We start from the raw sequence: 23,700 nt of genomic DNA, 5'->3' as shown, positions 1-23,700 counted from the left end.
AGTCGGTCAGCGGGCGACGGTGCGTTTAGGGATCGAAATTCTGGCTCGCCTTGAGCTCTTCCGGGCTGACGCCCAGCGCCTTGAGTTCGACCAGCGTGTCGACATCCAGGTTCTTGTACCCCGCGCCACGGAAGCGCCGTATGTCTTGCGCCGTAACTCCTACGGCCTTGAGCTCGGTCAGTTGGTCCATGGTCAGCCGCCCGTAGCCGGCAGCAGCAAGATCGCGGACGTAATCTTCTCGCACGCCGACGGCGTAAGCTCCGGCGATGTCGTCGGCGTCGACCGCGCGATAGCCAAGCCGGGCCAGCTCCTGGATGAAAGCGGGCGAAACGCCGACCGCCTTGAGGCTGACAATACCGTCATGGTCGAGCCGAAGCTGCGGCGCGGCCGAGCGGATCGCGGCGAGATATTCCGGCGTGACGCCGACGCCTTTCAGTTCGATGGCGCGGTCGATGGCATCGTCGCGATCGCCAGCCCGTCGCGGGCGCGGAGATGCTCCGACGATCCCGGCCAGTCCCGGTACCGAACCCGCGTCGCTGAGCGTCAGCACGTTACCATCCGCGCTTTTGAGCACGGTACGGCGACGGCCGTTTGCATCGGGTGCCGCAATGGTGATGGTCGATCCGTTCGATGACGTCATCACGGTCTGACCGTTGACGGTTTCGATGGTCGATCCGTTTTTGACGATTTTCGTGCCCTCGGCGAACGGAAATTCCTGCAACTGGTCGCGGCGGATGTTGTCCCGCGATGCGCCATAATATCCGTCAGAAGAGCCTGCGACCCGCGCTTCCGGGCTGGCGGTGGCCGATGCGGCCGGGACCAGGTTCAGCGCTGCGACCGGCACGGCCATGCCGGCGGCGAAAAAGGCCGCAGCCGACCCCCAGCGCCATCCTCCGGGAGCACGCTTGACCGCGCCGTCGAGGACGCGCCGGACGCGGCGCGACAGCGAGTTGCGACCCGGTGCGACGCCATGCGCGCCGATCAGGAAGCCGCGGCATTCGTGCCGAGCCACGCCGACTAGCAGCCGCGCATAATCGGTTTCGTCGATATCGGTCGCCAGCACCGCGTCGTCGGCTGCTTCTTCGCGCAACTGGTGCGCTTCGCGGGCCAGCAGCCAGACGAACGGGTTGAACCAGAACAGGGCGGTCGCGACGCGGGCGATGAGCAGCTTTGCCCAATCGAGATTGGCGACATGCGCCAGTTCGTGCGTGATGATCGCCTCGGCCTCGCTCGGCGATTGCGAAGCTTCCTCGTTGAGCAGGATGACGGGCCGCACGACGCCCCAGCTGATCGGCGAGGGCAGGGCGTTGCTCGTCAGGAGGGCAGTGCCGTGCTTGAAGCCCATCCGGCTCTGGGCACGGGCGAGGGCGGTCAGCCACGGCGCGTCCACCAGAACGGTGGCGCGGGCCTTGAGCACGAACAAGCGGGCAAGCGCGATCAGGGTGAGCAGGACCAGCAAGGCGGCCGGAGCGGCATAGGCCCAAAAGGACCAGTCGATCGATGCGCTCCCGGCGCTGGCGTTCGCCGCGACCGGGGCCACGTCGGTTGAAGTATCGGGCTCGATCGTCACGGCCGAGGGCGCCGGGGACGGGGCCTGTTCGGTTCCAACGAGGAATTCGGGCCCGGTAACGTCGAGCGTCGGGAGCGCAAAGGTGAACAGCGGCAAGAGCAGCAGGCCGGCAAGCGCGAGATGGGCGATCCAGCTGCGGTCGGCTGCCGAGCGCCCCTTGAGCAGGCGCAGGAGCAGCAACGCCCCGCCGGCGAACAGCAGCGACTTGAGCGCGAACGGAATGAACCAGGCCATTATTTCTGCCCCTTTGCCGCGCGCGCCTTGGCGATCATCGCTTCGAGCGAATCCAGCTCGTCGCCGCTGAGCTTGTCGGACATGCCGAGCAAGGCGCTGGCGGCCCCGGCCGGCGATCCGTTGAAAAAGACGCGAACGATTTCGCTGAGCGCCGACTTGCTGGCGGCAGTTTCCGCCACCGTCGGACTGTAGACGTAGCCGCGATCAGAATCCGCCCGGCTGACGAACCCCTTGTCCTCCAGCCGCTTGAGCATCGCGCGCACTGCCGATCCGCTGAGCGGGTCGGGCAGGCGGTCGCAAATGTCGGCCGCGGTCAGCGAGCCACCTTCGTAAAGGATGTCGACGATCTGGCGTTCACGGGGCGGAAGCTTGCTGAGCATGGGAAAAACGAATCCTGACTTGAGCGCTACATTTGTAGAACTGCTACATTTGTAGCGCGGGTGCAAGCGCTTTTTTTCGGTCCCGCGAAATTTCCGGAGCGGAAGGTGGCGGAGAGGGTGGGATTCGAACCCACGGTGAGCGTGAACCCACGGCGGTTTTCAAGACCGCTGCCTTAAACCACTCGGCCACCTCTCCCCACGGGTCTGCGGCTCTGTGTGTTCAGCCAGCTTCCCTTAAGGCGGGCGCTGATATCGCTGCTTGAGGCAGGTCGTGCAAGCGGCGCGACCGGCGGTGGTGGCCGGGAACGGCTGCGCCCCCTACGCTTTGGGTGGAGAAGGAGACTAACGGTGCGGTGGACGGTGGGGTGGACGATTGCGGGAGTGGCCGCGCTGGCGATCGGTCCGGCGCAGGCTGAGAACAGCCGCGTGCTCCAGGGCAACCCCGCTCCGGTCAAGGCAAGCAAGGCCGCCGCGCGCGTCGCGGAAACGGCTGCCGCAGCGGCCGCGACTGCCGCCGCCGCAGATCAGGCTTATGCCCAGCCCGTCCGGCAGGCGCCCTACGCCAACGCATTCGAGCAATATAAGGCCTATCTTTCCGGACGTGCTCGCTCGGAGGGCATTCGACCGGCGACGATCCAGGCAGTGATCCCGTATCTCACGGTCAATGGCCGAGTGATGGAGCTGGACCGGGCGCAGATGCCGACCGGCAGGCCGATCCAAAGCGACTATTTCCCGTCTTTCCGCCCATACATCGACAAGCATGTCACCGGAACGCTGATCAGCCGCGGCCAGTCGCGCTATTCCTCGCACTGGGCCAATCTGTCGCGCATTCAGCAAGTCTATGGCGTCGACCCGTCGGTGATCATGGCGATCTACGGCAAGGAAACGAGCTACGGATCGGTGACCGGCAATTTCGACCTGCTCGAGGCGCTGGCAACACTGGCCTATGAAGGCCGCCGCCGCAAAATGTTCGAGGACGAATTCATCGCCGCGCTGAAGCTGCTCGATAGCGGTGTCCAGCGCTGGCAGCTCAAGGGCAGCTATGCCGGCGCCACCGGCTATCCGCAATTCATGCCGTCCGTCGTGTTGCGGCTGCGTGCCGATGGCGATGGCGATGGCTATGCCGATATCTGGCGCAACGAGGACGACGCCTTCGCGTCCATTGCCAATTACCTGCGCCAGGCAGGGTGGAAGCGCGGCATTCCCTGGGGCGTCCCGGTGAACGTGCCCGCCAACCTCAACCGGGCCGCGATCCGTTCGCCCATGACTCCGCCACGCTGCGCCGCGGTGTTCAAGCGGCACAGCCGCTGGATGACGGTCGCACAATGGCGCGCGCTGGGCGTGATGCCGGTCGGGCGCGGCCTGCCGGATACCGAACTGGCGACGCTGATGGAAACGCCCGGGGCCTATTCGCCGGGTTACCTGCTGACGCAGAATTACCGCGCGATCCTCGATTACAATTGCTCGAACTATTACGCGATGTCGATCGGGCTGCTGGCCAACGCCATCGCCCGGATCTGACCGCATTAGCACTCGCGCGGCCGCACATCGCGCGATAGACAAGCTGCGAACCTTCAATCACGGGACAATCGACACCTCTATGAAGCGCGCCATCCTGTTCGCCACTGCCGCCGCAACGCTTGCCGCGGGATCCGCTCCCGCCCAGGCTCCTCAGTTCGACACGCCAGCGCGCACCGGCATCCTGATCGACCTGTCGTCGGGCGCGGTGTTGTTCGCCAAGAACGCCGACCAGCCGTTCCCGCCGGCGTCGATGGCCAAGATGATGACTACCGAAGTCGCCTTCGAACTTGTCGACCGCGGCCAGCTCAAGCTCGACAAGATGTGCACGGTGCGGCCCGAAACCTGGCGCAAATGGCATTCGCAGGGTTCGACCATGTTCCTGTCGGCCAATGAGCAGGTCAGCGTCGAGAATCTGATGCACGGCATCGTCACCATGTCCGGCAACGACGCATCGGTCGTGCTGGCCGAATGTATTGCCGGGACGGAGCAGGCCTTCGTCCAGCAGATGAACGTGCTGGCCAAGGAACTGGGGCTGAAGAACAGCCGCTTCTGCAACCCCATCGGCTGGCCCGACGAAGGCTGCACGCAGGTCACCGCGCGCGATCTTGCGACGCTGGCCCGCGCATCGGTCGAACGTCACCCGAAGCTGTACAAGCAATTTTACGGGCAGACGCAGTTCACCTGGGGCAAGACGCTGGGGTCCGGGCAGGACATCACCCAGGCCAATCGCAACCCGATCCTGGGCAAGGTGCCGGGCGCGGACGGGCTGAAAACCGGGCATACGGAAGAGGCCGGCTATGGCTTCACCGGATCGGCCGAGCAAAACGGCCGCCGCCTGATCGAAGTTCTGGGCGGCATGTCCAGCTGGAACGAGCGGGTCGAGGAATCGACCAAGCTGATGCAGTGGGGCTTCAACGCCTGGCAGACCAAGCCGCTGTTCAAGCAGGGCACCAAGATCGCGTCGGCCAAGGTGCAGATGGGCGATAGCGGCACCGTGCCGCTGATTGCCCCCCGCGACCTTGCCGTCACCATTCCCGCTGGGCTCAGCCTTAACCGGCAAATGCAGGTCAAGGTCCGCTATGACGGACCGATCAAGGCGCCGATCAAGAAAGGCGACGAAATTGCGCAGCTGGTGGTGACCACCGGCGATGGCGCACCGCAGATGGTGCCTTTGGTCGCCGGTGAGGACGTCGGGGAGGCCGGCTTCTTCACGCGCGCATGGATCGGGCTGAAGTCGCTTATCGGGCTGGCGTGAGCGCACGAGGCCGGTTCGTCAGCCTCGAAGGCGGGGAGGGCGTCGGCAAGTCGACGCAGTTGCGAGCCCTTGGCTCGGCACTCCGCGATCAGGGCCTGGAGGTTATCGAGACTCGCGAACCCGGCGGGAGCGAGGGCGCGGAAGCGATCCGCGCGCTGCTGTTGGAAGGCGACGAGCGGCGCTGGACGATCGAGGCGGAGGCCCTGTTGTTCGCGGCGGCGCGCGCCGACCATGTCGACAAGACCATCCGTCCGGCGCTGGAGCGGGGCGCGTGGGTGCTAAGCGATCGCTTCATCGATTCCTCGCTGGCGTACCAGGGCGCTGCGGGCGGAATCGGCGTCGAGCGCATCCGCGCTATCAATGATTTCGCGATCGGCGGCTTCCTGCCCGACCGGACGCTGGTGCTGACGCTGAGCGAGGGCAGGGCGCGTGCGTCTGCCCGCGACGGCGACAGCGCCGACCGGATCGGCGGTCGGCCGGAGGCCTTCCACGACGCCGTGCACCGGGCGTTCGAGCGACTCGCGGCGCAGGAGCCCGAGCGGGTGCGCCTGGTCGACGCGTCGGGCGACAAGGTGGCGGTGACTGAACGGCTGCTGGCAGAACTTTCGGACCTGCTGCCATGATCGCCGGGCAGGATAGCGCGGTCGAGCAATTCCGCCGGGCGATGGATTCGGGCGCGCTGCACCATGCATGGCTGCTCGCCGGGCCAAAGGGGGTAGGGAAGGCGCATTTCGCCCGCGCGGCCGCGGTACGCCTGCTGGCCGATGGAGCTGGACCGAAAGTGGACGCGCCGGGGCTGGATACGCCGGCGGATCACCCGATTGCAAAGCTGATCGAGGCCGGAAGCCATCCCGATATGCGTTGGCTGCAGCGCCTGGTGAACGAGAAAACCGGCGTCCTTGCCCGCAACATCAGCGTCGACCAGGTGCGCACGCTGGGGGAGTTCATGGGCCTGACACCGGCGCTTTCCGACTGGCGCGTGGTGGTCATCGACAGCGTCGACAATCTCGAGCCGGGGGCCGCGAACGCATTGCTCAAGATGCTCGAGGAACCGCCGCCCAAGACCGTCTTCCTCCTCGTCAGTCATTCGCCGGGCCGGCTGCTCCCGACGATCCGTTCGCGCTGCCGCCGGGTCGATTTTCATCCGCTGGACGATGACGCCATGACGTCGGTCCTGGCGACGATAATGGCGGAAATCAGCAAGGAAAAACGCCGTGCGCTCGTCCCGCTGTCCGACGGATCGGTGGGCAAGGCAGCCGCGTATGCATCGCTCGACCTGGCCGAGCTGCAGTCCGGCGCGCTGGCGATCCTCGAACGGGGCGATCCCGACAACAGCAAGCGCTCGGCGCTGGCCAGTCAGCTTGCCCGCAAGACCGCCGCGGATCGCTATGCCGCGTTTCTCGACCTCGTGCCCGCGCTCATCGCGCGGGAAGCGCGAACGCTGGACCCGGCCGGGCGGGAACGGGCGCTGCTCGCTTATGCCAAGGCGCGGGAGCTGGCGGCGATCGCGCCGCGCCTGTCGCTCGACCCTGCGGCCACGGTTTTCCAGCTTGGCGGCATTCTGGCGTCGGTGGCCGAGCAGCCGCTTCCTTGAAGGGCGGGAAGGTCGCGGCTACGGCGAGCGGCATGGGCGACCCCTATTACATCACCACCGCGATCAATTATCCCAACGGCCCGCCGCATATCGGCCACGCCTATGAAGCGATCGCCACCGACGTCATCGCGCGGTTCATGCGCACCCAGGGTCGCGATGTGCGGTTCCAAACGGGGACGGACGAACATGGCCTGAAAATGGCCCAGGCGGCCCGCGCGAAAGGGATCGAGCCGCGTGCGTTTGCCGACGAAATGTCGTCCCTATTCAGAGCGATGGATGAGCGGCTTAACATCTCGTACGATCGCTTTATCCGGACTTCGGAAGAGGCGCATCACCGCGCCAGCCAGGCGATCTGGCAGGCGATGGCGGACAAGGGCGACCTCTACCTTGGCCGCTACGAAGGGTGGTACTCGGTCCGCGACGAAGCCTATTACGACGAAAGCGAGCTGATCGCGGGGGAGGGGGACGAAAAGCTCTCGCCGCAAGGCACGCCGGTTGAATGGACGGTCGAAGAAAGCTGGTTCTTCAAGCTGTCGGCCTACCAGCAGAAGCTGCTCGATCATTATGAAGCGCACCCCGACTTCATCCGTCCGGAAAGCCGCCGCAACGAGGTCGTGCGTTTCGTCGAAGGCGGGCTGTCCGACCTGTCGGTATCTCGGACCAGCTTCGACTGGGGCGTAAAGGTGCCGGGCAGCGCGGATCATGTGATGTACGTGTGGCTGGACGCGTTGACCAATTACATCACCGGCCTGGGCTACCCCGACAGAACCGAGCTGTGGGACAGATTCTGGCCCGCCGACGTCCACATGATCGGCAAGGACGTGGTCCGCTTTCACGCGGTCTACTGGCCCGCCTTCCTGATGTCTGCGGACGTTCCCCTGCCGCGGCAGGTGTACGGGCACGGCTTCCTGCTCAGCCGCGGGGAAAAAATGTCGAAGAGCGTCGGCAACGTCGTCGACCCGATGACCCTGGCGGAGCATTTCGGGGTCGACCAGCTGCGTTACTTCCTGATGCGCGAGGTAACGTTCGGGCAGGACGGCAGCTATTCGGCCGAGGCCATCGTCAATCGCGTCAACGCCGAGCTGGCGAACAGTTTCGGCAACCTCGCCCAGCGCACGTTGTCGATGATTTTCAAGAATTTGGACGGTGTCATTCCTGCCGCTGGCGAGGCGGACGAGGACCGGCAACTGCTGTCCAGGGTCGATGACGCCGTGGCCGAGTTGACCGCGCGCTTTCACGACTTCGCTTTCTCCGCGGGGCTGGAAGCGTGGATGGGCGCGGTATTCGCCTGCAACGCCTACGTCGACACCACCGCGCCGTGGGCGCTGAAGAAGACCGACCCCGCACGCATGGCCGAGGTCCTGGGCACGCTGGTCGTCGCGATCCGCAAGCTGACGTCGGCGGTAGTTCCGATCATCCCGGAGTCGGCGGGCAAGCTGCTGGAAACCATCGACCGCGGCGTCGCCAACCGACTGGAACAGCCGGTACCCGTATTTCCGCGCCTTGAAATGCCGGCGGAAGAGGAGGGGGCGGCGGCGTGACGCTGATCGATAGCCATTGCCACCTCGTCTACGATGGCCTTGCCGAACGTCAGGACGAAGTCCTCGCCACCGCGCGGGCGCGCGGCGTGGCCGGCTTCCTCAACATTTCCACACGGCAAAGCGAGTGGGACAAGGTGATCGCAGTCGCCGAACGGCACGACGATGTCTGGGCAACGGTCGGCGTCCACCCGCACGAAGCCGACGCCCATCCAGATCTCGGTGCGCAGGCATTGATCGACGCTTCATCACATTCCGATGTGATTGCGATCGGTGAGTGTGGGCTGGATTACTTTTACGACAAGTCCGACAGGTCGGCCCAACGCGAGCGATTTCAGGCACATATCGAAGCCGCAAGAGCGACCGGACTGCCGTTGGTGGTGCACACACGCGAGGCTGAAAACGATACTGCCGAGATGCTGGAGGAGGCCGTCCGCGGCGGCGGCGTGACGGGGGTGCTGCACTGCTTCACCGGTAGTGCGACGCTTGCTCGCAAGGGCCTCGACCTCGGATTTTACGTGTCGCTGTCGGGCATCGTGACGTTCAAGAATGCGCACGACCTGCAGGAGACGGCCAAATGGCTTCCGCGCGACCAGATGCTGGTCGAGACGGATTCGCCGTTCCTGGCGCCGGTGCCACACCGCGGGCAGACGTGCGAGCCCGCTTTCGTCGCCGACACCGCGGCCTTTGTGGCCGCACTGCGGGACGAAACTCCGGAAGCGCTCGCCGAAGCGACCACGGCCAATTTCTTCCGCTTGTTTGCCAAGGCGGCGCCGGAGTGACCACTTGAAACTGCGGATCCTGGGCTGTGGCACGTCGACCGGCGTACCGCGGGTCGGGCCGGATTGGGGCCAGTGCGATCCCGAAGAGCCGCGCAATCGGCGGATGCGCTGCGCCATATTGGTGAGCAGCGGGGAGGAACGGCTGCTGGTCGATTGCGGCCCGGACATTCGCAACCAGCTGCTCGATGCCCGCGTCGACGCCCTCGACCACGTTGTCATCACGCACGACCATGCCGACCATTGCCACGGAATCGACGACCTACGGCCGATCGCGCAGAGGAAGGGAGCGATACCGCTGCATGCCCGGCCCACCGTGCTGGAGCAGCTCCAGGCCCGCTTCGCCTACGCTTTTGCCACCGAACGCCTTTACCCGGCGCTGGTGGAGGCCGTGCCGGTCGGGGAAACACTTACCTTCGGACGTGCGGAGCTTCGGTTCGTCGACCAGCCGCACGGTTCGATCACGGCGCTTGGCCTGCGCTTCGATGAAAGCGGCCGTTCGGCAGTTTATGCTATAGATTATAACGAAATGACTGATGACATGGCCGCGCTGTACGAAGGCGCGGACGTGCTGATCAGCGATTGCCTGCAACGTCGGCCGCATCCGACGCATGCGCATCTCGACGCCGTCATTGGCTGGGCCCGTGAACTTCGCGTCGGCCAACTCTATTTAAGTCATATGAACACGAGCATGGATTACGTGACCTTGCGAAGCGAGCTTCCGGACTGGGCCGCGCCGGCGCATGACGGGCTGGAGATCACGGTGTGATGACCAACGACATCATGCTCGGCAGCGTCTACATCGTGATGGCCTTGATGCTGGTGCTAAGCGCGCTGATGGTCCGGCGGGAGCCGATTGCGAAGCTGGCTACCTATGCTCTAGCCTGGATCGCGATTTTCGGCGCCGGTTTCGTGCTGTTCACGTTCCGGGACAACCTCGGCTGGGTCTGGCAGCGCGTAAAGTCGGAAGCCACTGGAGAGCCCGTAGCAACGGGCAAGGAAATCCGTATCCCGATGGCGATCGACGGCCATTTCTGGGTCGAAGCCTCAATCAATGGCGAACCCGTCAAATTCCTGATCGACAGCGGCGCAACAATGACCACGATCGACCTGGCGACCGCGCGGCGGGCCGGCGTTTCGGTGGCTAGCCAGGCAAACCAGGTCGTGCGTACTGGCAACGGCTTTGTCCGCGTTGCCAGCGGTCGCGTCGAACAGTTGGAAGTCGGCACGATCCAGCGAGAGAATTTCGGCGTCCATGTCACGGCGACGGACGATCTCAACGTGCTGGGGATGAATTTCCTGTCGACCTTGAACCGTTGGGGAGTCGAGGGGCGCTGGCTGGTCCTCTCCCCATGACACTTTCGGCATTTTACATAATACATATTATCAGACCTTGTGATGTGGGCGGTTTTGCTGGTCGAAGGTCGTTCGCATGACGTCCCCGCCATCGCTGGAGCGGCTTGTGGCAATCATGCGGCGATTGCGTGATTCGGAGGTTGGCTGCGCCTGGGATCTGCAGCAGAACTTCGCGACAATTGCGCCTTACACCGTCGAGGAAGCCTATGAGGTCGCCGACGCGATCGACCGCGATGATATGGAAGCGCTCCAAGACGAGCTCGGCGACTTGCAGCTGCAGGTCGTTTTCCATGCGCAGATGGCCGAGGAACTGGGCTGTTTCACGCTCGATGACGTCATCGGCGGGATTTGCGACAAGCTAGAGCGCCGGCATCCGCACATCTTCGGTGGCGCAACCGAAAGCCCGGGTTGGGATGCAATCAAGGCCGCAGAGCGCACCGGTCGGACGGACACGAGTGCGCTAGCCGGAGTTGCCGGTGCCCTTCCCGCCCTTGACCGGGCAGCCAAGCTGCAGCGCCGGGCCGCGCGTACGGGCTTCGACTGGCCCGACCCGTCCGGAGCACGAGCGAAAATCGACGAGGAGCTCGGCGAGCTGGACGCGGAAATCGAGCAGCCGCGCCGTGCGGAGGAGCTTGGCGATCTGTTATTCGCTGTAGTCAACTTCGCACGGCATCTGAACATCGATCCCGAAGAAGCTTTGCGGCAGGCCAATCGGAAGTTCGAACGCCGCTTCCGCGCGATCGAGACGGCGCCGGGCTTCGACGACTTAAGCCTCGAGGCGAAGGAGGCCTTGTGGCGGCAGGCGAAGGCCGATCAGAGCGACTGAAATCGCGCCCAATTCTCCGCTGACAGCCGCACTTCGAGGTGCACGTCGGTATCGCGCGTCTCCTGCCCGATGACGTCACCACGAGCATGAAGCCACGCGATCTTGCTCCCCTCGCCCGCCGGCAGGCGAATGCTGTGCAGCTGATCGCCCTCCTGTAGCCGGCTCGACAGAGTATCGCGCAGCGTTTCGATGCCATCGCCACTGATCGCCGATATGAGGACAACGTCTTCGCGCCTGACCGCTTCCGCCTCAAGCGCCGCCCGGTCGTCCTCGCTCAGCAGGTCGACCTTGTTCCACGCCTCGATCGAGGGTGGCGAGTCGTCGTCGTCCGGGCCGACGCCCAGCTGGCCAAGCACGTTTTCTACATCCTCGCGCTGGGCATCGGCATCGGGATGCGAAATGTCGCGGACGTGCACCAGCAGGTCGGCCTCCGCCACCTCTTCCAGCGTCGCCCTGAACGCCGCGACTAGTTGCGTCGGCAGATCGGAAACGAAGCCCACGGTGTCGGACAGAATAGCCTTGTCGAACCCGGGCAGCCGGATTTCGCGCATGGTCGGGTCGAGCGTCGCGAACAGCATGTTTTCGGCCAGCACGTCGCCGCCGGTCAGGCGATTGAAAAGCGTGGATTTGCCCGCGTTGGTATAGCCGACAAGCGCAATCACCGGCCACGGAGCCCGTTGCCGCCGGTCGCGGTGAAGCGCGCGGGTGCGCTTGACCTGGTCCAGTTCGCGCCGGATCCGCGCCATGCGGTCGCGGATCAGCCGGCGGTCGGCTTCGATCTGGGTTTCGCCGGGGCCGCCAAGGAAGCCGAAGCCGCCGCGCTGCCGCTCAAGGTGGGTCCAGCTGCGCACCAGTCGGCCGGCCTGATAGTCCAGATGGGCCAGTTCAACCTGAAGCCGCCCCTCGGCGGTCGCGGCGCGCTCGCCGAAAATCTCCAGGATCAAGCTCGTTCGGTCGATGACCTTGGTCTTGGCCATATCTTCCAGCGACTTTTGCTGCACCGGGGTCAATTGCGCGTCGACAACCAGTAGCCCGGCGTCGTGGCCGCGTGCGGTCTCCGCGATCTCCTCAATCTGCCCCTTACCCAGCAGGCTTGCCGGTCGCGCGCTGCGCAGTCGGAACGTGCGGCTGGCGACGACATCGATGCCGATCGCCTGGGCCAGGCCCACCGCCTCTTCCAGTCGGGCCTCGGACGAGCGGCCGTCGCCCTTCCCCGGTTGGTCCACGCCGACGACCACGGCGCGTTCCCCGCGCGTGACGTCGATCGCCCCGGCGCCATCGGCAATGTCGATCGTCACTTGGCCTCGCCGCCTGCAGGGTCGCTCAGCTGCAGCGGATGCTCGGGCTCGATCGTCGAAATGGCGTGCTTGTAAACCAGTTGAACCTGCGCATCCCGTTCCAGCAGCAGCGAGAACTGGTCGTGCCGGGCGACCTGCCCCTGCAACATGACGCCGTTGACCAGGAACATCGTGACTGCTTCCCCATCACGCTCCGCGGCCGACAGGAATGCATCCTGCAATCCCTTTTGTCCCTGGCCTTCCCACGCCGACAGGTCACCAAGATCCATCGCGCCGCCCGGCATGATGGTGGAAATCGAATGCTTATAGACCAGTTGCGTGCGACCTTCGCGGCGCAGCAACAGCGAGAACGGGTCGAACCAGGTTATCACCCCCTGAAGCTTGACGCCCTTGAGCAGGAAGGCCGTCAGGGGCGTTTTAGACCTGCGGGCGCTGTTGAGGAAATGGTCCTGCAGGCTGGTTGTCTTGGCAGTCATTCAGGCGCTTACCGTCATTCCTCGTCGCGTTTGTCGCCGATGCCGAGCGCCTTCAATTTGCGATGCAGGGCGGAGCGTTCCATGCCGATGAACGATGCGGTGCGCGAGATGTTGCCGGAAAAGCGCCGAATCTGGATCGTCAGATATTCCCGCTCGAAGGATTCGCGCGCTTCGCGGAGCGGGCTGCCCATAATCGTCATGCTTTGCCCCGACAGTCCCGAAGACCCTTGGCTCTCCAGGATTTCGCCGGGCAGCATGTCCACCTCGATGCGCTCGACGCGCTCGCACGGAGCGAGAATGACGGTACGTTCGATGATATTGCGCAACTGTCGGACGTTGCCCGGCCAGTCATGGGCCTGCAGCGCGGCGATGGCTTCGTCGGACAGGGCCGGCGCCGGGATGCGCCGTTCCGCAGCGAAACGCGCAAGAAAGTGGTTGGCCAGCTCCGGAATGTCCTCGCGCCGCTCCCGCAATGGCGGGATCCGCACCGGCACGACGTTGAGGCGGTAATACAGGTCTGCCCGGAAGCGCCCGTCGGCCATTTCCTGCGACAGGTCGCGAGAGGTGGCGGACAGCACGCGCACGTCGACCTTGACCGGCCGCTGGCCACCGACGCGATGATAGCTCTGGTCGGTCAGCACCGGCAATATTTTCGCCTGCGTGGTCAGCGGCATGTCGGCGATCTCGTCGAGGAAGAGCGTTCCCCCGTGCGCCTGTTCGAGCAGGCCCGGCCGGCTCACGTCATCGCTGTCGACGCCGAACAATTCCTCTTCCACCCGCTCGGGCGTCATCATGGCCGCGGAAACGACGACGAAGGGTCCGTTGGCGCGCGGGCTCCATTGATGGATAGTTCGTGCGGCGACTTCTTTGCCCACGCCGGCAGGGCCGGTGATCAGCACGCGGCTTCCGGTCGGCGCAACGCGCTTGAGCGTGGCGCGGACAGTATTGATCGCCACCGAAGCACCGCTCAGGACCTCGCTATGGGACACCTGCTGGCGCAGGCTCTCATTTTCTCGCCGCAGCCGCTCGGTCTCGGTTGCGCGGGCGACGAGGTGCAGCAGATGGCTGGCCTCGAACGGTTTCTCGATGAAGTCGACCGCCCCTTCTCGTACGGCCGCGACAGCCGTGTCGAGATTGCCGTGGCCGGATATCATCAGCACCGGAAGGCTCACGTCGTGGCGCTTGATCTCTTCGAGTAATTGCAGACCGTCCAGCTTCGACCCGCGCAGCCAAACGTCGAGCAGGACCAGCGATGGGCGCCGGTCCTTGATCGCCTCGACCGCGGAACTGCTGTCGGCCGCGGTGCGGACGGCATAGCCCTCGTCCTCCAACACGCCGCTGACCAACTCGCGAATGTCTTCCTCGTCGTCGACGACAAGGATCTCAAGCGCCATTAGGTACGTCCTTCAAGTTAATGATAATCAAAACTATTCCTCATCGTCGGTATGATCGGAGGTAGTGTCGTCTTCGGGCGCGCAATCTGCGCCGGCCAGCGCTTCGACATCGAAGGCAATGCGCACATGGGTCCCGCCGCCGGAGCGGTCGAGGAAGGCGATTTCCCCGCAATGCTCCTCGACGATCTTCTTGACGATCGCGAGCCCGAGCCCCGTGCCGCGGACGCGCGTGGTCATGTATGGTTCGGTCAACCGCTCGCGATCTTCCGGGAGGCCGATGCCGGTGTCGGTGATGTCGATTACCAGCTGGCCGCTTTCATTGCGCATCGTCAGTTCGACGCGGTCGCCGCCAAGATGATGCTCGCCCCGCGCGCGTCGAGATTCGATCGCCTCGACCGCATTCTTGACCACGTTGGTCAGCGCCTGGGCCAGCTGACGACGGTCGCAGACCATCGGGAAATCACCGGTCGGCGGGTTCAGGACAAACTTTACCTGCGGATGCGCGACCTCGTGCAGGAACAGGGCGTGGCGAGCGATTTCGTGAACGTTCTCGGCGCGGAACACCGGCTTGGGCATCCGGGCGAAGTTGGAGAATTCGTCGACCATCCGCCGCAGGTCGCCCACCTGGCGGACGATGGTGCCGGTCAGCCGCTCGAACGTCTCCTTGTCGGACTCGACCTCGCCGCCGAAGCGCCGCTGCAGCCGTTCGGCGGCGAGCTGGATGGGAGTCAGCGGGTTCTTGATCTCGTGCGCGATGCGGCGAGCAATGTCGGACCATGCAGCGCTGCGCTGGTCGGACAATTGGTCGGTGATATCGTCGAAGGTCAGCACAACGCCATCCTGATAGCGGACACGCTTGACCGCCAGCGTACGGCGGCCTCCACCGACATCGACCTCGACGTTGGCTTCCCGCTCGTCGCCATGGAGGAACTCGGCCAGTTCGACGGCGAGGTCCTGGAGCGCAACCCCGTCGAGCGCCCCCTCCCCGCGCTGGAGCAAGGCTTCGGCCGACCGATTGATCAGCAGGATGCGACTGTCGGCATCGAGGGCAACAACACCGGCAGTGACGCTGGACAGCACAGCCTCGATAAAGGCCCGCCGGGTCTCCAGCTGGGTGTTGGCGGTTCGCAGCGCACCGGTCTGCTCGTCGATGCGGGCAGTCATGCGATTGAAGGCATGGCCCAGCATCTCGATCTCGTCCTCGGTTTCCGTCACCGGCACGCGGACGCTGAAATCGCCCTCTTCGATCTTGCCCGCGGCGGTCACCAGCTGGCCGACTGGACGAACGAGCCGATCGGCCAGGCGCAAGGCCGCGGCAATCGCCAGGGCCACGATGATCAGCGATCCAAGGAGCAAGGCGGCATTGAATTGCAGCTGGTTGGTTCGCGAACGCGACTGCAGCACGCGATAATCGTCCAGCACACGGTTCGCCCGCAGCACCTGCGCGCCCAATTCGGGATCGACCCACTTGGCCGCGTAAAGATAGGTGTCCTTGGATCCTTCCAAAGGCGTCAGCACGCTCAATCGGTCCGGCGTTCGCGCATCGATCGAATCCGGGGCGTCCTCTTTCTGGAGTTCGGCCGCGGCCGTGCGGATCCGCACCGGGTCGACCATGCCGTCATAGGCATTTACGAGCGCCAGCGACTGGACATCACCGCTTTCCGACACCTGCAGGATGGCCGCTTCGTTTAGCGAGCGGTTGTAAACCTGATAGCCGAACGCCTCTTGGAAGCGCGGATCTTCGCGCGTGGTCTGCTGCAGGTAACGCGCGACGTCGCCAGCCATGGTCGTGGCTTCATCGGCCACGGATGCCAGGCCGTAGCGGTAGGATCCGCTGGCCACCTGTACGGAATTTTCCAGCATGCTCCGGGCTCGATCCGAGAACCAGAATTCGAGGCCGCTTTGAAACAACAGGGAGGCAAAAATCGCTACGAGCACCGTCGGCACAGCGGCGATGACCGAGAACAAGGCCACCAGCCGGGTATGCAACTGCCCACTGCCCAAGCCGCCACGTTCCGCCCGGCGCATCGCAATTCGCCGCGACATCAGCACCATCAGGACGATGGCCGGGATCAGGTTGGCGATCAGCAGTGCGGCGATCAGCGGCGGCGACAACAAGGTCCCCGGGTTGGCGGGGCGGCGCAGCATCCAGAAACTGAAGACGGCGGTCGCCAGAAGGACGAGCGCAGTGGCTAAAGCCGCGATGCGGTAGAAGCGGCCGCTTTCGCGTTCCCGCTCAAGCCACCGGACCCGCTTTGGCACGGTCAGTTGCGATTCGGCTGCGGGCGCATCCATTGCCGAGTGCCGTAGCACGCCATGTTGCAAAAACAACACAGCTTAACGCGACAGCGTGGCGGAACGGTTCGCCGGTGCGCCCGGCGGCAGGCCGGCCCTTAGAAAGGCCGGAAGATCGACAGCAGCGGGAACGCCTGGATCAGCTTCTTCTGCGCCTGCTTGATGCTGGAACCATCGACAATGACGATGTCACCCGAATAGACCTGCGGGTCCGGCATCTCACCGCGGCGAATGCTGACAAGGTCGAACGCCGCCGCCTTGCGCGTACCGTCGATGGTGCGGAACACCGCGACCCGGCGCAGATTGGCGAATTCGTCGGTACCCTGAGCCAGCGCGACTGCCTGCATCAGCGTCATAGGGCCGACCACCGGATAAGTCCCGGGCTTTTCAACCGAACCGTCGACCGTGATATTATGGCCGGTGGCTTCCTTGATGCCGACGCTCACGTCCGGATTCTGCAGGTATTTCTCTCCGAACCTGTCGGTAAGCACCGTGTCCAGTTCTGCCGGCGTCTTGTCCATGGCCGGCACTTCGCCAATCAACGGCAAGGAAATGTTGCCGCGCAGGTCGACCTGATAGTCGCCGGTCAGGTCGTCCATGCCGAACACGCGGATCGCCAGCTTGTCCATCGGCGCGATACGATAGCCACCTTCCAGTGCCGCCGAGACGGTGGTGTCGGGGGACCCGAAATTGGCAGCATTATAAGCGATCGGTCCGCCGCGCTTGTCGGCGCAGCCGGCAACGGCGGTAAGCGCGCCGATCGCGCATACCAGGCGGACGGTGGATGAAGCTAGGCGGTGCATGATCTCTCCCGGGTTCGGCCCAGCCTAACCAAAATTGCGATTAACCGAAACTGTCATTATGGATTTCAGACAGTTCATTGCGGTGGATGCCGTCCTTGCCGGTCTGCACCAACCAGCGCCTTCTGCCGTCGAGCGCGAGCGCGGTCAGCGTGCCGCTGTTGTACGCTCCGGTGTCGATACCGATGCGGTTGGATGCGACATCGACCTCCCGGCTGATGGTGTGGCCGTGCACGACCAACGTCCCGTGATCGCGCTCGTCCTGAAGGAAGGGGTCGCGAATCCAGCGCAGATCGGATTGCGCCTGCTCAGCGATATCGATGCCTGGCCGGATGCCGGCGTGGACGAAGAGGTAATCGCCGAAGGAGATACTGTCGGCGAACCCGCCGAGGAAGTTGCGATGGGAGGCCGGGACGGCCGCGCGAATGCGGTCGATCATCGCGGCATCGGGCTCTCCCGCCAACTGCGCCGCGTCCAGCCCATAGCTTTGCAGGGTTTCCTTGCCGCCAAAGCGCAACCAGCTGGCGAGCAGCTCGACATCGCCTTCGAGCACCTTGAGCATCACCTCCTCGTGATTGCCCATGATGAAATGCGCCGAGGCTCCCGGCGGACGATAGGTGCGCAGCCGCTCGACGACCTGCGCGCTGTGCGGGCCGCGGTCGATAAGGTCGCCGAGGAAGACGATGCTGGCCTTGCGCGGCGTATCGCGCGCGATTTCGGCTTCGATCGCTTCAAGAAGACGGTCGAGCAGCGACAGGCAGCCGTGAACGTCGCCGACCGCGTAGGCGCGGTGCTTGCGCGGGGTGTTGCGGCTACGGCGGCGGAAGAGGAACGGTCGGCTATTCATGTTCGGCGCCAAGCGCTTATCCCACCCATGGCCTCGGTCAAGCCGCTAGAATGACGCCCTCGCCCACTGCAGCGCAATGCTTGACGGCGGCGAGCCGCGTGCGCAGAGGCGTCGCGTTGCGCAGGCGGAGCGATCACGAGCTCCGGCAACGGGCGGTTAGCTCAGTTGGTAGAGCATCTCGTTTACACCGAGAGGGTCGGCGGTTCGAGCCCGTCACCGCCCACCATCAAGACCCAGCAAAACCGGCGTCAGATCACCGCTGCGTGCCCGACCTCCGCGAAATAGCGGCGCAACGCGACGCTCGCCTCAGGCGCAAGCTCGACGAAGACCCGCCGGCCATCGTGCGGATCGGCGCGGCGGACGAACAGGCCCTTGTCGGTCATGCTTTTCAGCCACCGCAGGCCGGTCGTGGCCGGCACCGCTGCGGCGATGCACAGACTGGACACCGGCACGCGCAGCTGGGCGATTTCGGCCTGCAACAGGTCGAGCAGCATGTCCCATGCGGGATCCGCGAACAATTCCTCGTCGAAGAACCGGCCCCGCAGTCGCCGAGCGCGGATGACGGATCGCACGCTTTCGACGGACACGTCCGGAATGTCGCCTTCGACCGGCTTGCGCATTTCCGCGGACGCGGCCGCGGGTACGGTCGACAAGCGCGCCAGCGTGGCCGCGATGCGGCTGACCTCGTCGCTCAGCTGGCGCAACCGTTCGGCGCCCGGCTCCTTGGCGATGTCGCTGGCGCGTTCAGCCGTTCGTGCCAGCGCGGTGGCGGTGGCCAGCGTCGCCGCGCGTTCGACCGGATCGCCGTCGATGACCATGTGCGCCTGGCCGTCGAACACGCGCGCGCCGAGCGTATCGATCAGGTCCGAAGTGATCGAAACGACCGCTCCAAACCGGCGCGAATCCACCAAATGCTCGATATCGTCGAGCAGGCTTTCGACCACCTCCCCGCAGTCGCGGTCAAGCTCGATCCAGATGGCGGACACCGACGCCTGGCGGCGCAAGCGATCGCGGGCTTCGGCGATGTCCAGCTCTGCCCCGATCCGCTGCCCGGAGGCAAAGGCGGTTTCGCGAGCCCGGCGCATCGCGGCCTCGCTGCTTGCCGCGATCAGCAGCGGCGGCGGGCCGGCATAGGACAAGGACGTCTCGGTCAGCAGCGCATCCATCAGGATCCCCTGGTTCGAACGGTACCGAGCAGCAGCAACTTAACGCGCAATGTGGAGAAGAGTCAGACCGTTTTCGAATCCGTTTCGGACCAATCAATCGCCGCAGCTGACTGGATTTAATCTAGAGTGAATCCAGCCTGTCGGGCTAACGGCGCGGCTCTTCGGGGAGTTTCAAATTGAAACGGACTGGCGGTTTGCGCGCCGAGTGGCTCGCGCAGATTACGGACAAGATCGACCTCGCGCAGCGCCTTGCCTGGGAACTGCGCGCCCATGCCGACGTGTCGGCCGAAGCCCGTGACCTGTACGACCGGCTGGAAGCTGCCCGGCTGGAACTGGACGCCATCCGCGCGGCTGACCGCTGGCGCGAAGCGTCGAACGACGACTGGTGGTTCACGCAGCTCGATCAGCCGCGGGCACCGTTCGACCGCGCCGACTAGACCCCCTGCGGCAGCTCGCCGCCACCGGAGAAGGGCTGCAGGAAGGGTTCGATCGACGGCGCTTGCCACCCTGCGGTGGCGACAAATCCCCGGTTGAGAAACGCCTGCTTGCCGTAGCGCAGGGGCTGACCGTCCGTGCCGTCGACGCTGCCGCCGGCGGCCAGCAAGACGGCATGCCCGGCGGCCGTGTCCCACTCGCTGGTCGGCGCGAGGCGCGGATAAATGTCTGCCTTGCCCTCCGCGACGATGCAGAATTTGAGGCTCGATCCGACCGACACATAATCGCATTCGCCAACGGCTTGCTGCAGATAGTCGACGGTGGCCTGCGTCAGGTGCGACTTGGACGCGACCGCGTCCAGCGCAGTCCCTCTCTCACGGGCGCGAATGGATTCCCGTCGGCCGCCTCGCTCGACGAAGGCCTCCCCTTCCCTGCCCGCCCACAAGCTGCCGGTCGCCGGCTGGTAAACGACGCCAAGCGTCGGGGTCGCATTTTCGATCAGGCCGATATTGACCGTATAGTCATCGCCCCCGCGGACGAATTCCTTGGTGCCGTCGAGCGGATCGACCAGGAAATAGGTCTCGCCGTGGGCGGGAATGCGGCCGGCGGCAACTTCCTCTTCGGCGATTACCGGCACGCCCGGCGCGGCCTCGGCCAGCGCCTTCAGGATGATCCGTTCCGCTGCGCGGTCGCAGATCGTGACCGGGGATTGGTCACCCTTGGTCTCGACCTCGAACCCCGCGGCGACCAGCTTGAGGATTTCCGCTCCGGCTGCCCGGGCGGCAAGGATGCAGGCGTCAAGAAGAGCCGCGCGATCCGCGATCAACGCGGTGCCATCCGGATGCCGCCGTCAAGGCGGATGCTCTCGGCATTGAGATAGGGCGTCTCGACGATGAAGGCGGCGAGATCGGCATATTCCTCCGCCTTGCCGAGCCGCTTCGGGAACGGCACCTGCGCGCCCAGCGCGTCTTGCACGTTGGGCGGCATCATCGCGACCATCGGTGTCTTGAACACACCCGGCAGGATGGTGTTGACTCGGATCCCGTCGTTCATCAGGTCGCGCGCGATCGGCAAGGCCATCGCCAGTACGCCGCCCTTGGAGGCGGAATACGCTGCCTGGCCGATCTGGCCGTCCTCTGCCGCGACCGATGCGGTGTTGATGATGCAGCCGCGCTCCCCGTCTTCAAGGGGATCGAGGTCGACCATCCCGAACGCCGAATGAGCAATACAGCGGAAGCTGCCGATGAGGTTGATCTGGATCGCCAGCTCGAACTGCATCATCGGATAGAATTTGGCCGCCTTCGTTTCCTTGTCACGACCGACCGTCTTGGCAGCATTGGCGACGCCCGCGCAATTGACCAGCACCCGCTCCTGCCCGTGCGCGCCGCGCGCCTTTTCGAACGCCGCCTTGACCGCGTCGTCGCTGGTCACGTCGACTTCGCAGAAAATGCCGCCGATCTCGGCCGCGACCTTCTCGCCCTTGTCGGCGTCGCGGTCGAACAGCGCGACCTTCGCTCCCCGGCTGGCCAACTCTCGCGCCGTGGCCTCGCCCAGCCCCGATGCGCCGCCGGTGACGACTGCCGAAATGCCTTCGATCTTCATGCTTTCTCCTGTGGGTCTATCCGCGCCAAGACCGCGCCATCCGTGACTTGCGCGCCTGCCTTGGCATTGAGTTCGGCCACCACGCCATCGAACGGCGCGGTGAGGCCATGTTCCATCTTCATCGCCTCGAGGGTGAGCAGGCGTTCGCCTTTGCGCACCTTAGCGCCCTGTTTCACTTCCACCGCCGTCACCTTGCCCGGCATCGGCGCGACGATCGCGCCGTCGCCGCCAACGGCGCTGACGGACCCCCTGGCGGACAGGGCAAATTCGTAGGCCTGTCCCTCGTAAAAAGCGACGACCCGGTCCGCATCGCGAAAACCGGATACCGCTGCCAGGTCGCCGTCGTCCGTGGAGACCGTGCGAAACGTGCCGGCGCGGCCAAGAGCGACGCTGCGCCGCGGCGGCGCGTTAAGGCGAAAGCCGCTCAGGCCCTCATCGGTTTCGTCCGCCGGAGTGAGCGCTACTGCGGCCGCACCCCGCCAAAGGCTGTCGTCGGGCTCCGGATCGGGCACGAGATCGTCAAGATGGTCGCCGATGAAATTGGTGTTGAGGTCGGCAAGTCCGAATTCGTCGCTTAGCAGCGCGTTGAACAGGAAACCGGCATTGGTCCGCACCGGCCAGATCTCTACCCCGTCAAGGATCGCGGCAAGCTCTCCGATAGCGGTTTCGCGGTCTTCGCCCCACGCGATCAGCTTGGCGATCATCGGGTCGTAGAAGGACGAAATCGCATCTCCCTCCTCGACCCCGGTTTCGATGCGGACCCGATCGCCCAAGTCGAAATGCTCAAGTTTTCCGACGCTTGGCAGGAAACCTTTGGATGGATCCTCGGCATAGAGCCTGGCCTCTATCGCGTGCCCCTGGATTGCCAGCTCGTCCTGCGCCTTCGGCAGGCGTTCACCCGACGCGACGCGCAGCTGCCATTCGACCAAGTCCTCGCCGGTAATCTCTTCGGTTACCGGATGCTCGACCTGCAGCCGGGTGTTCATTTCCATGAACCAGATGCGGTCGGGCTTGAGGCCGTCGGACGCATCGGCGATGAATTCGACCGTCCCCGCCCCTTCATAGCTGACCGCCTGCGCGGCGCGGACAGCGGCTCCGCACACGGCTTCGCGGGTCGCTTCGTCCATCCCGGGTGCGGGCGCTTCCTCGATCACCTTCTGGTGACGGCGCTGCAGCGAGCAATCGCGTTCGAACAGGTGGACCACATTGCCGTGTGAATCGCCGAAGATCTGCACTTCGATATGGCGCGGCGACTGGACGAACTTTTCGATCAACACGCGGTTGTCGCCAAAGCTCGACGCCGCTTCGCGTTTGGCGCTGTCCAACGCATCGTCGAAGCCGTCCGCGGCCTCGACCTTGCGCATGCCCTTGCCGCCGCCCCCGGCGACCGCCTTGATCAGCACCGGATAGCCGATCTTGCCGGCTTCCGTCTTGAGATGCGCAGGATCCTGGTTTTCACCGAGATAGCCCGGCGTGACCGGCACGCCGGCCTCCTGCATCAGTTTCTTGGCCGCATCTTTCAGGCCCATGGCGCGGATGCTGTCCGGTTTGGGCCCGACCCAGATCAGTCCTGCGTCAATTACCGATTGGGCGAAGTCGGCATTTTCCGAGAGAAAGCCGTAGCCCGGGTGGATAGCCTCGGCGCCTGATTCCCGCGCGGCGGCAATGATCTTTTCACCGACCAGATAGCTTTCCCGCGCCGGCGACGCGCCGATGTGCACGGCTTCATCCGCCAGACGCACATGGAGGGCTTTGCGGTCGGCATCGGAATATACGGCCACCGTGCGCACCCCGAGTTCGCGCGCCGTGCGGATCACGCGGCAGGCAATTTCGCCCCGGTTGGCAATAAGCAGCGAACGGATCATTCAGGCGTCGTCGGTGCCGCCAGCGCCGCGCAGGTCGACGTGGCCTCGACCGTGTACACAAGTCCCGCGACCCGCCAGCGGTCGTCGCGGTTGACCAGCGTAAAGGCATCGATGCCGCAATGGCTCAGCTTGCCGCCGGTAAAGAAGCCGTAAGGCACCCACACATAAGCGATCGGCCCGCGCTGCATCAGCGTCGGGATGCCCAGCTTCTCGGACATTACGGCAACGTCTTTGTTGGTGTCTTTGCGAATGTCGGCGAAGCTTGTGACCCGCTGGCTGGCGGCCGCCGGGTTGGTCAGGTCGACGCGCACGAAAGTGCCTTCGCTTTCCAGCAGCGCATCGACCGCTTCCCCGTCGGAGGTGGCCAACGCGTCGATCAGCGAATTAACGGACGCGAGGATGGCAGTGCGATCGTCGCCGGCGACCGGCGGCGGAACAAGCATGGCGGCGGCAAGCAGGGTCAGCATCG

Annotated in this window: 23 protein-coding genes and 2 tRNA genes; 11 read left to right on the top strand and 14 right to left on the bottom strand. The window is 64.9% G+C overall.

Going from position 1 to position 23,700, the window contains the following annotated elements; translation table 11 throughout:
• Window positions 1-25 precede the first annotated feature (25 nt).
• The 3 genes from H8M03_RS02295 to H8M03_RS02285 all read right to left on the bottom strand — a co-directional run bounded on the left by H8M03_RS02295 (window position 26) and on the right by H8M03_RS02285 (window position 2,380).
• A complete protein-coding gene (locus H8M03_RS02295; RefSeq protein ID WP_187480160.1) occupies window positions 26-1,804 on the bottom strand; it encodes a M56 family metallopeptidase in 1,779 nt (592 codons plus the stop codon).
• Entirely contained in the window at window positions 1,804-2,184 is a 381-nt protein-coding gene (locus H8M03_RS02290; protein ID WP_187480159.1) for a BlaI/MecI/CopY family transcriptional regulator, read from the bottom strand. The genes H8M03_RS02295 and H8M03_RS02290 overlap by 1 nt, the downstream gene beginning before the upstream one ends.
• A gap of 106 nt (window positions 2,185-2,290) precedes the next feature.
• Window positions 2,291-2,380: transfer RNA gene (locus H8M03_RS02285), tRNA-Ser, on the bottom strand.
• Window positions 2,381-2,532: 152 nt separating this feature from the next.
• Between H8M03_RS02285 and H8M03_RS02280 the strand changes: the two genes are divergently transcribed.
• From H8M03_RS02280 to mazG, 9 genes are all read left to right on the top strand, one after another.
• On the top strand, window positions 2,533-3,705 hold the full coding sequence (locus H8M03_RS02280) for a lytic murein transglycosylase (RefSeq protein ID WP_187480158.1): 1,173 nt from the start codon (window positions 2,533-2,535) through the stop codon (window positions 3,703-3,705).
• 79 nt (window positions 3,706-3,784) lie between these two features.
• Window positions 3,785-4,960, top strand: coding sequence for a D-alanyl-D-alanine carboxypeptidase family protein (locus tag H8M03_RS02275; RefSeq protein ID WP_187480157.1), 1,176 nt, complete (start codon window positions 3,785-3,787; stop codon window positions 4,958-4,960).
• Window positions 4,957-5,583: a dTMP kinase gene (gene tmk, locus H8M03_RS02270; protein WP_246449002.1), complete on the top strand. Its 627-nt coding sequence runs from the start codon at window positions 4,957-4,959 to the stop codon at window positions 5,581-5,583. Before H8M03_RS02275 ends, tmk begins: the two co-directional genes overlap by 4 nt.
• Complete coding sequence (locus tag H8M03_RS02265) at window positions 5,580-6,554, top strand: DNA polymerase III subunit delta' (protein ID WP_187480155.1); 975 nt, start codon at window positions 5,580-5,582, stop codon at window positions 6,552-6,554. The genes tmk and H8M03_RS02265 overlap by 4 nt, the downstream gene beginning before the upstream one ends.
• Window positions 6,555-6,586: 32 nt before the next feature.
• Entirely contained in the window at window positions 6,587-8,095 is a 1,509-nt protein-coding gene (gene metG / locus H8M03_RS02260) for a methionine--tRNA ligase (protein ID WP_187480154.1), read from the top strand.
• Entirely contained in the window at window positions 8,092-8,874 is a 783-nt protein-coding gene (locus H8M03_RS02255; RefSeq protein WP_187480153.1) for a TatD family hydrolase, read from the top strand. Before metG ends, H8M03_RS02255 begins: the two co-directional genes overlap by 4 nt.
• A 4-nt stretch (window positions 8,875-8,878) precedes the next feature.
• Window positions 8,879-9,640 carry an MBL fold metallo-hydrolase gene (locus H8M03_RS02250; protein ID WP_187480152.1) on the top strand — a complete coding sequence of 254 codons (762 nt, stop codon included), beginning with the start codon at window positions 8,879-8,881 and terminating at the stop codon, window positions 9,638-9,640.
• Window positions 9,640-10,227, top strand: a complete 588-nt coding sequence (locus H8M03_RS02245; RefSeq protein WP_187480151.1) for a retropepsin-like aspartic protease family protein — start codon at window positions 9,640-9,642, stop codon at window positions 10,225-10,227. Before H8M03_RS02250 ends, H8M03_RS02245 begins: the two co-directional genes overlap by 1 nt.
• A gap of 76 nt (window positions 10,228-10,303) precedes the next feature.
• Complete coding sequence (gene mazG, locus H8M03_RS02240; RefSeq protein ID WP_187480150.1) at window positions 10,304-11,053, top strand: nucleoside triphosphate pyrophosphohydrolase; 750 nt, start codon at window positions 10,304-10,306, stop codon at window positions 11,051-11,053.
• Here the strand turns inward: mazG and hflX are convergent.
• From hflX to H8M03_RS02210, 6 genes are all read right to left on the bottom strand, one after another.
• The gene (gene hflX / locus H8M03_RS02235) at window positions 11,041-12,345 is read right to left on the bottom strand and encodes a GTPase HflX (protein WP_187480910.1); all 1,305 of its coding nucleotides are present in this window, start codon (window positions 12,343-12,345) and stop codon (window positions 11,041-11,043) included. The genes mazG and hflX overlap by 13 nt on opposite strands.
• Window positions 12,346-12,347: 2 nt before the next feature.
• Window positions 12,348-12,827, bottom strand: a complete 480-nt coding sequence (hfq, locus tag H8M03_RS02230; RefSeq protein ID WP_187480149.1) for an RNA chaperone Hfq — start codon at window positions 12,825-12,827, stop codon at window positions 12,348-12,350.
• A gap of 14 nt (window positions 12,828-12,841) precedes the next feature.
• Window positions 12,842-14,221, bottom strand: coding sequence for a nitrogen assimilation response regulator NtrX (ntrX, locus tag H8M03_RS02225; protein WP_187480148.1), 1,380 nt, complete (start codon window positions 14,219-14,221; stop codon window positions 12,842-12,844).
• Between the two features lie 33 nt (window positions 14,222-14,254).
• Window positions 14,255-16,516 (bottom strand): sensor histidine kinase, encoded by a 2,262-nt coding sequence (locus H8M03_RS02220; RefSeq protein ID WP_187480147.1) that lies wholly within the window; start codon window positions 16,514-16,516, stop codon window positions 14,255-14,257.
• 98 nt (window positions 16,517-16,614) lie between these two features.
• Window positions 16,615-17,319, bottom strand: coding sequence for a polysaccharide biosynthesis/export family protein (locus H8M03_RS02215; protein ID WP_187480146.1), 705 nt, complete (start codon window positions 17,317-17,319; stop codon window positions 16,615-16,617).
• Between the two features lie 40 nt (window positions 17,320-17,359).
• Window positions 17,360-18,163, bottom strand: a complete 804-nt coding sequence (locus tag H8M03_RS02210) for a metallophosphoesterase family protein (RefSeq protein ID WP_187480145.1) — start codon at window positions 18,161-18,163, stop codon at window positions 17,360-17,362.
• Between the two features lie 150 nt (window positions 18,164-18,313).
• Here H8M03_RS02210 and H8M03_RS02205 point away from each other — a divergent pair.
• Window positions 18,314-18,389 (top strand) — tRNA-Val (locus H8M03_RS02205).
• A gap of 22 nt (window positions 18,390-18,411) precedes the next feature.
• Here the strand turns inward: H8M03_RS02205 and H8M03_RS02200 are convergent.
• The gene (locus H8M03_RS02200; RefSeq protein ID WP_187480144.1) at window positions 18,412-19,329 is read right to left on the bottom strand and encodes a MarR family winged helix-turn-helix transcriptional regulator; all 918 of its coding nucleotides are present in this window, start codon (window positions 19,327-19,329) and stop codon (window positions 18,412-18,414) included.
• A 176-nt stretch (window positions 19,330-19,505) separates the two neighbouring features.
• Between H8M03_RS02200 and H8M03_RS02195 the strand changes: the two genes are divergently transcribed.
• On the top strand, window positions 19,506-19,766 hold the full coding sequence (locus H8M03_RS02195) for a hypothetical protein (protein WP_187480143.1): 261 nt from the start codon (window positions 19,506-19,508) through the stop codon (window positions 19,764-19,766).
• Here H8M03_RS02195 and cysQ read toward each other — a convergent pair.
• Genes cysQ through H8M03_RS02175 form a run of 4 tightly spaced genes read right to left on the bottom strand, consistent with a single transcriptional unit; the run spans window position 19,763 to window position 23,698 of the window.
• The gene (gene cysQ, locus H8M03_RS02190) at window positions 19,763-20,590 is read right to left on the bottom strand and encodes a 3'(2'),5'-bisphosphate nucleotidase CysQ (protein ID WP_222931893.1); all 828 of its coding nucleotides are present in this window, start codon (window positions 20,588-20,590) and stop codon (window positions 19,763-19,765) included. The two genes, H8M03_RS02195 and cysQ, sit on opposite strands and share 4 nt — an antisense overlap.
• On the bottom strand, window positions 20,587-21,366 hold the full coding sequence (locus H8M03_RS02185) for an SDR family NAD(P)-dependent oxidoreductase (RefSeq protein WP_187480142.1): 780 nt from the start codon (window positions 21,364-21,366) through the stop codon (window positions 20,587-20,589). The genes cysQ and H8M03_RS02185 overlap by 4 nt, the downstream gene beginning before the upstream one ends.
• The gene (locus H8M03_RS02180) at window positions 21,363-23,231 is read right to left on the bottom strand and encodes an acetyl/propionyl/methylcrotonyl-CoA carboxylase subunit alpha (protein WP_187480141.1); all 1,869 of its coding nucleotides are present in this window, start codon (window positions 23,229-23,231) and stop codon (window positions 21,363-21,365) included. The genes H8M03_RS02185 and H8M03_RS02180 overlap by 4 nt, the downstream gene beginning before the upstream one ends.
• Window positions 23,228-23,698: a nuclear transport factor 2 family protein gene (locus H8M03_RS02175; protein WP_187480140.1), complete on the bottom strand. Its 471-nt coding sequence runs from the start codon at window positions 23,696-23,698 to the stop codon at window positions 23,228-23,230. The genes H8M03_RS02180 and H8M03_RS02175 overlap by 4 nt, the downstream gene beginning before the upstream one ends.
• Between the last annotated feature and the right edge of the window lie 2 nt (window positions 23,699-23,700).

It is taken from the genome of Sphingomonas sabuli, from assembly GCF_014352855.1.
In the GTDB taxonomy this organism is placed as follows: Bacteria; Pseudomonadota; Alphaproteobacteria; order Sphingomonadales; family Sphingomonadaceae; genus Sphingomicrobium; species Sphingomicrobium sabuli.
The sequence above is the reverse complement of the archived record's forward strand: the minus strand, read 5'-3'. Positions and strand labels throughout refer to the sequence as shown.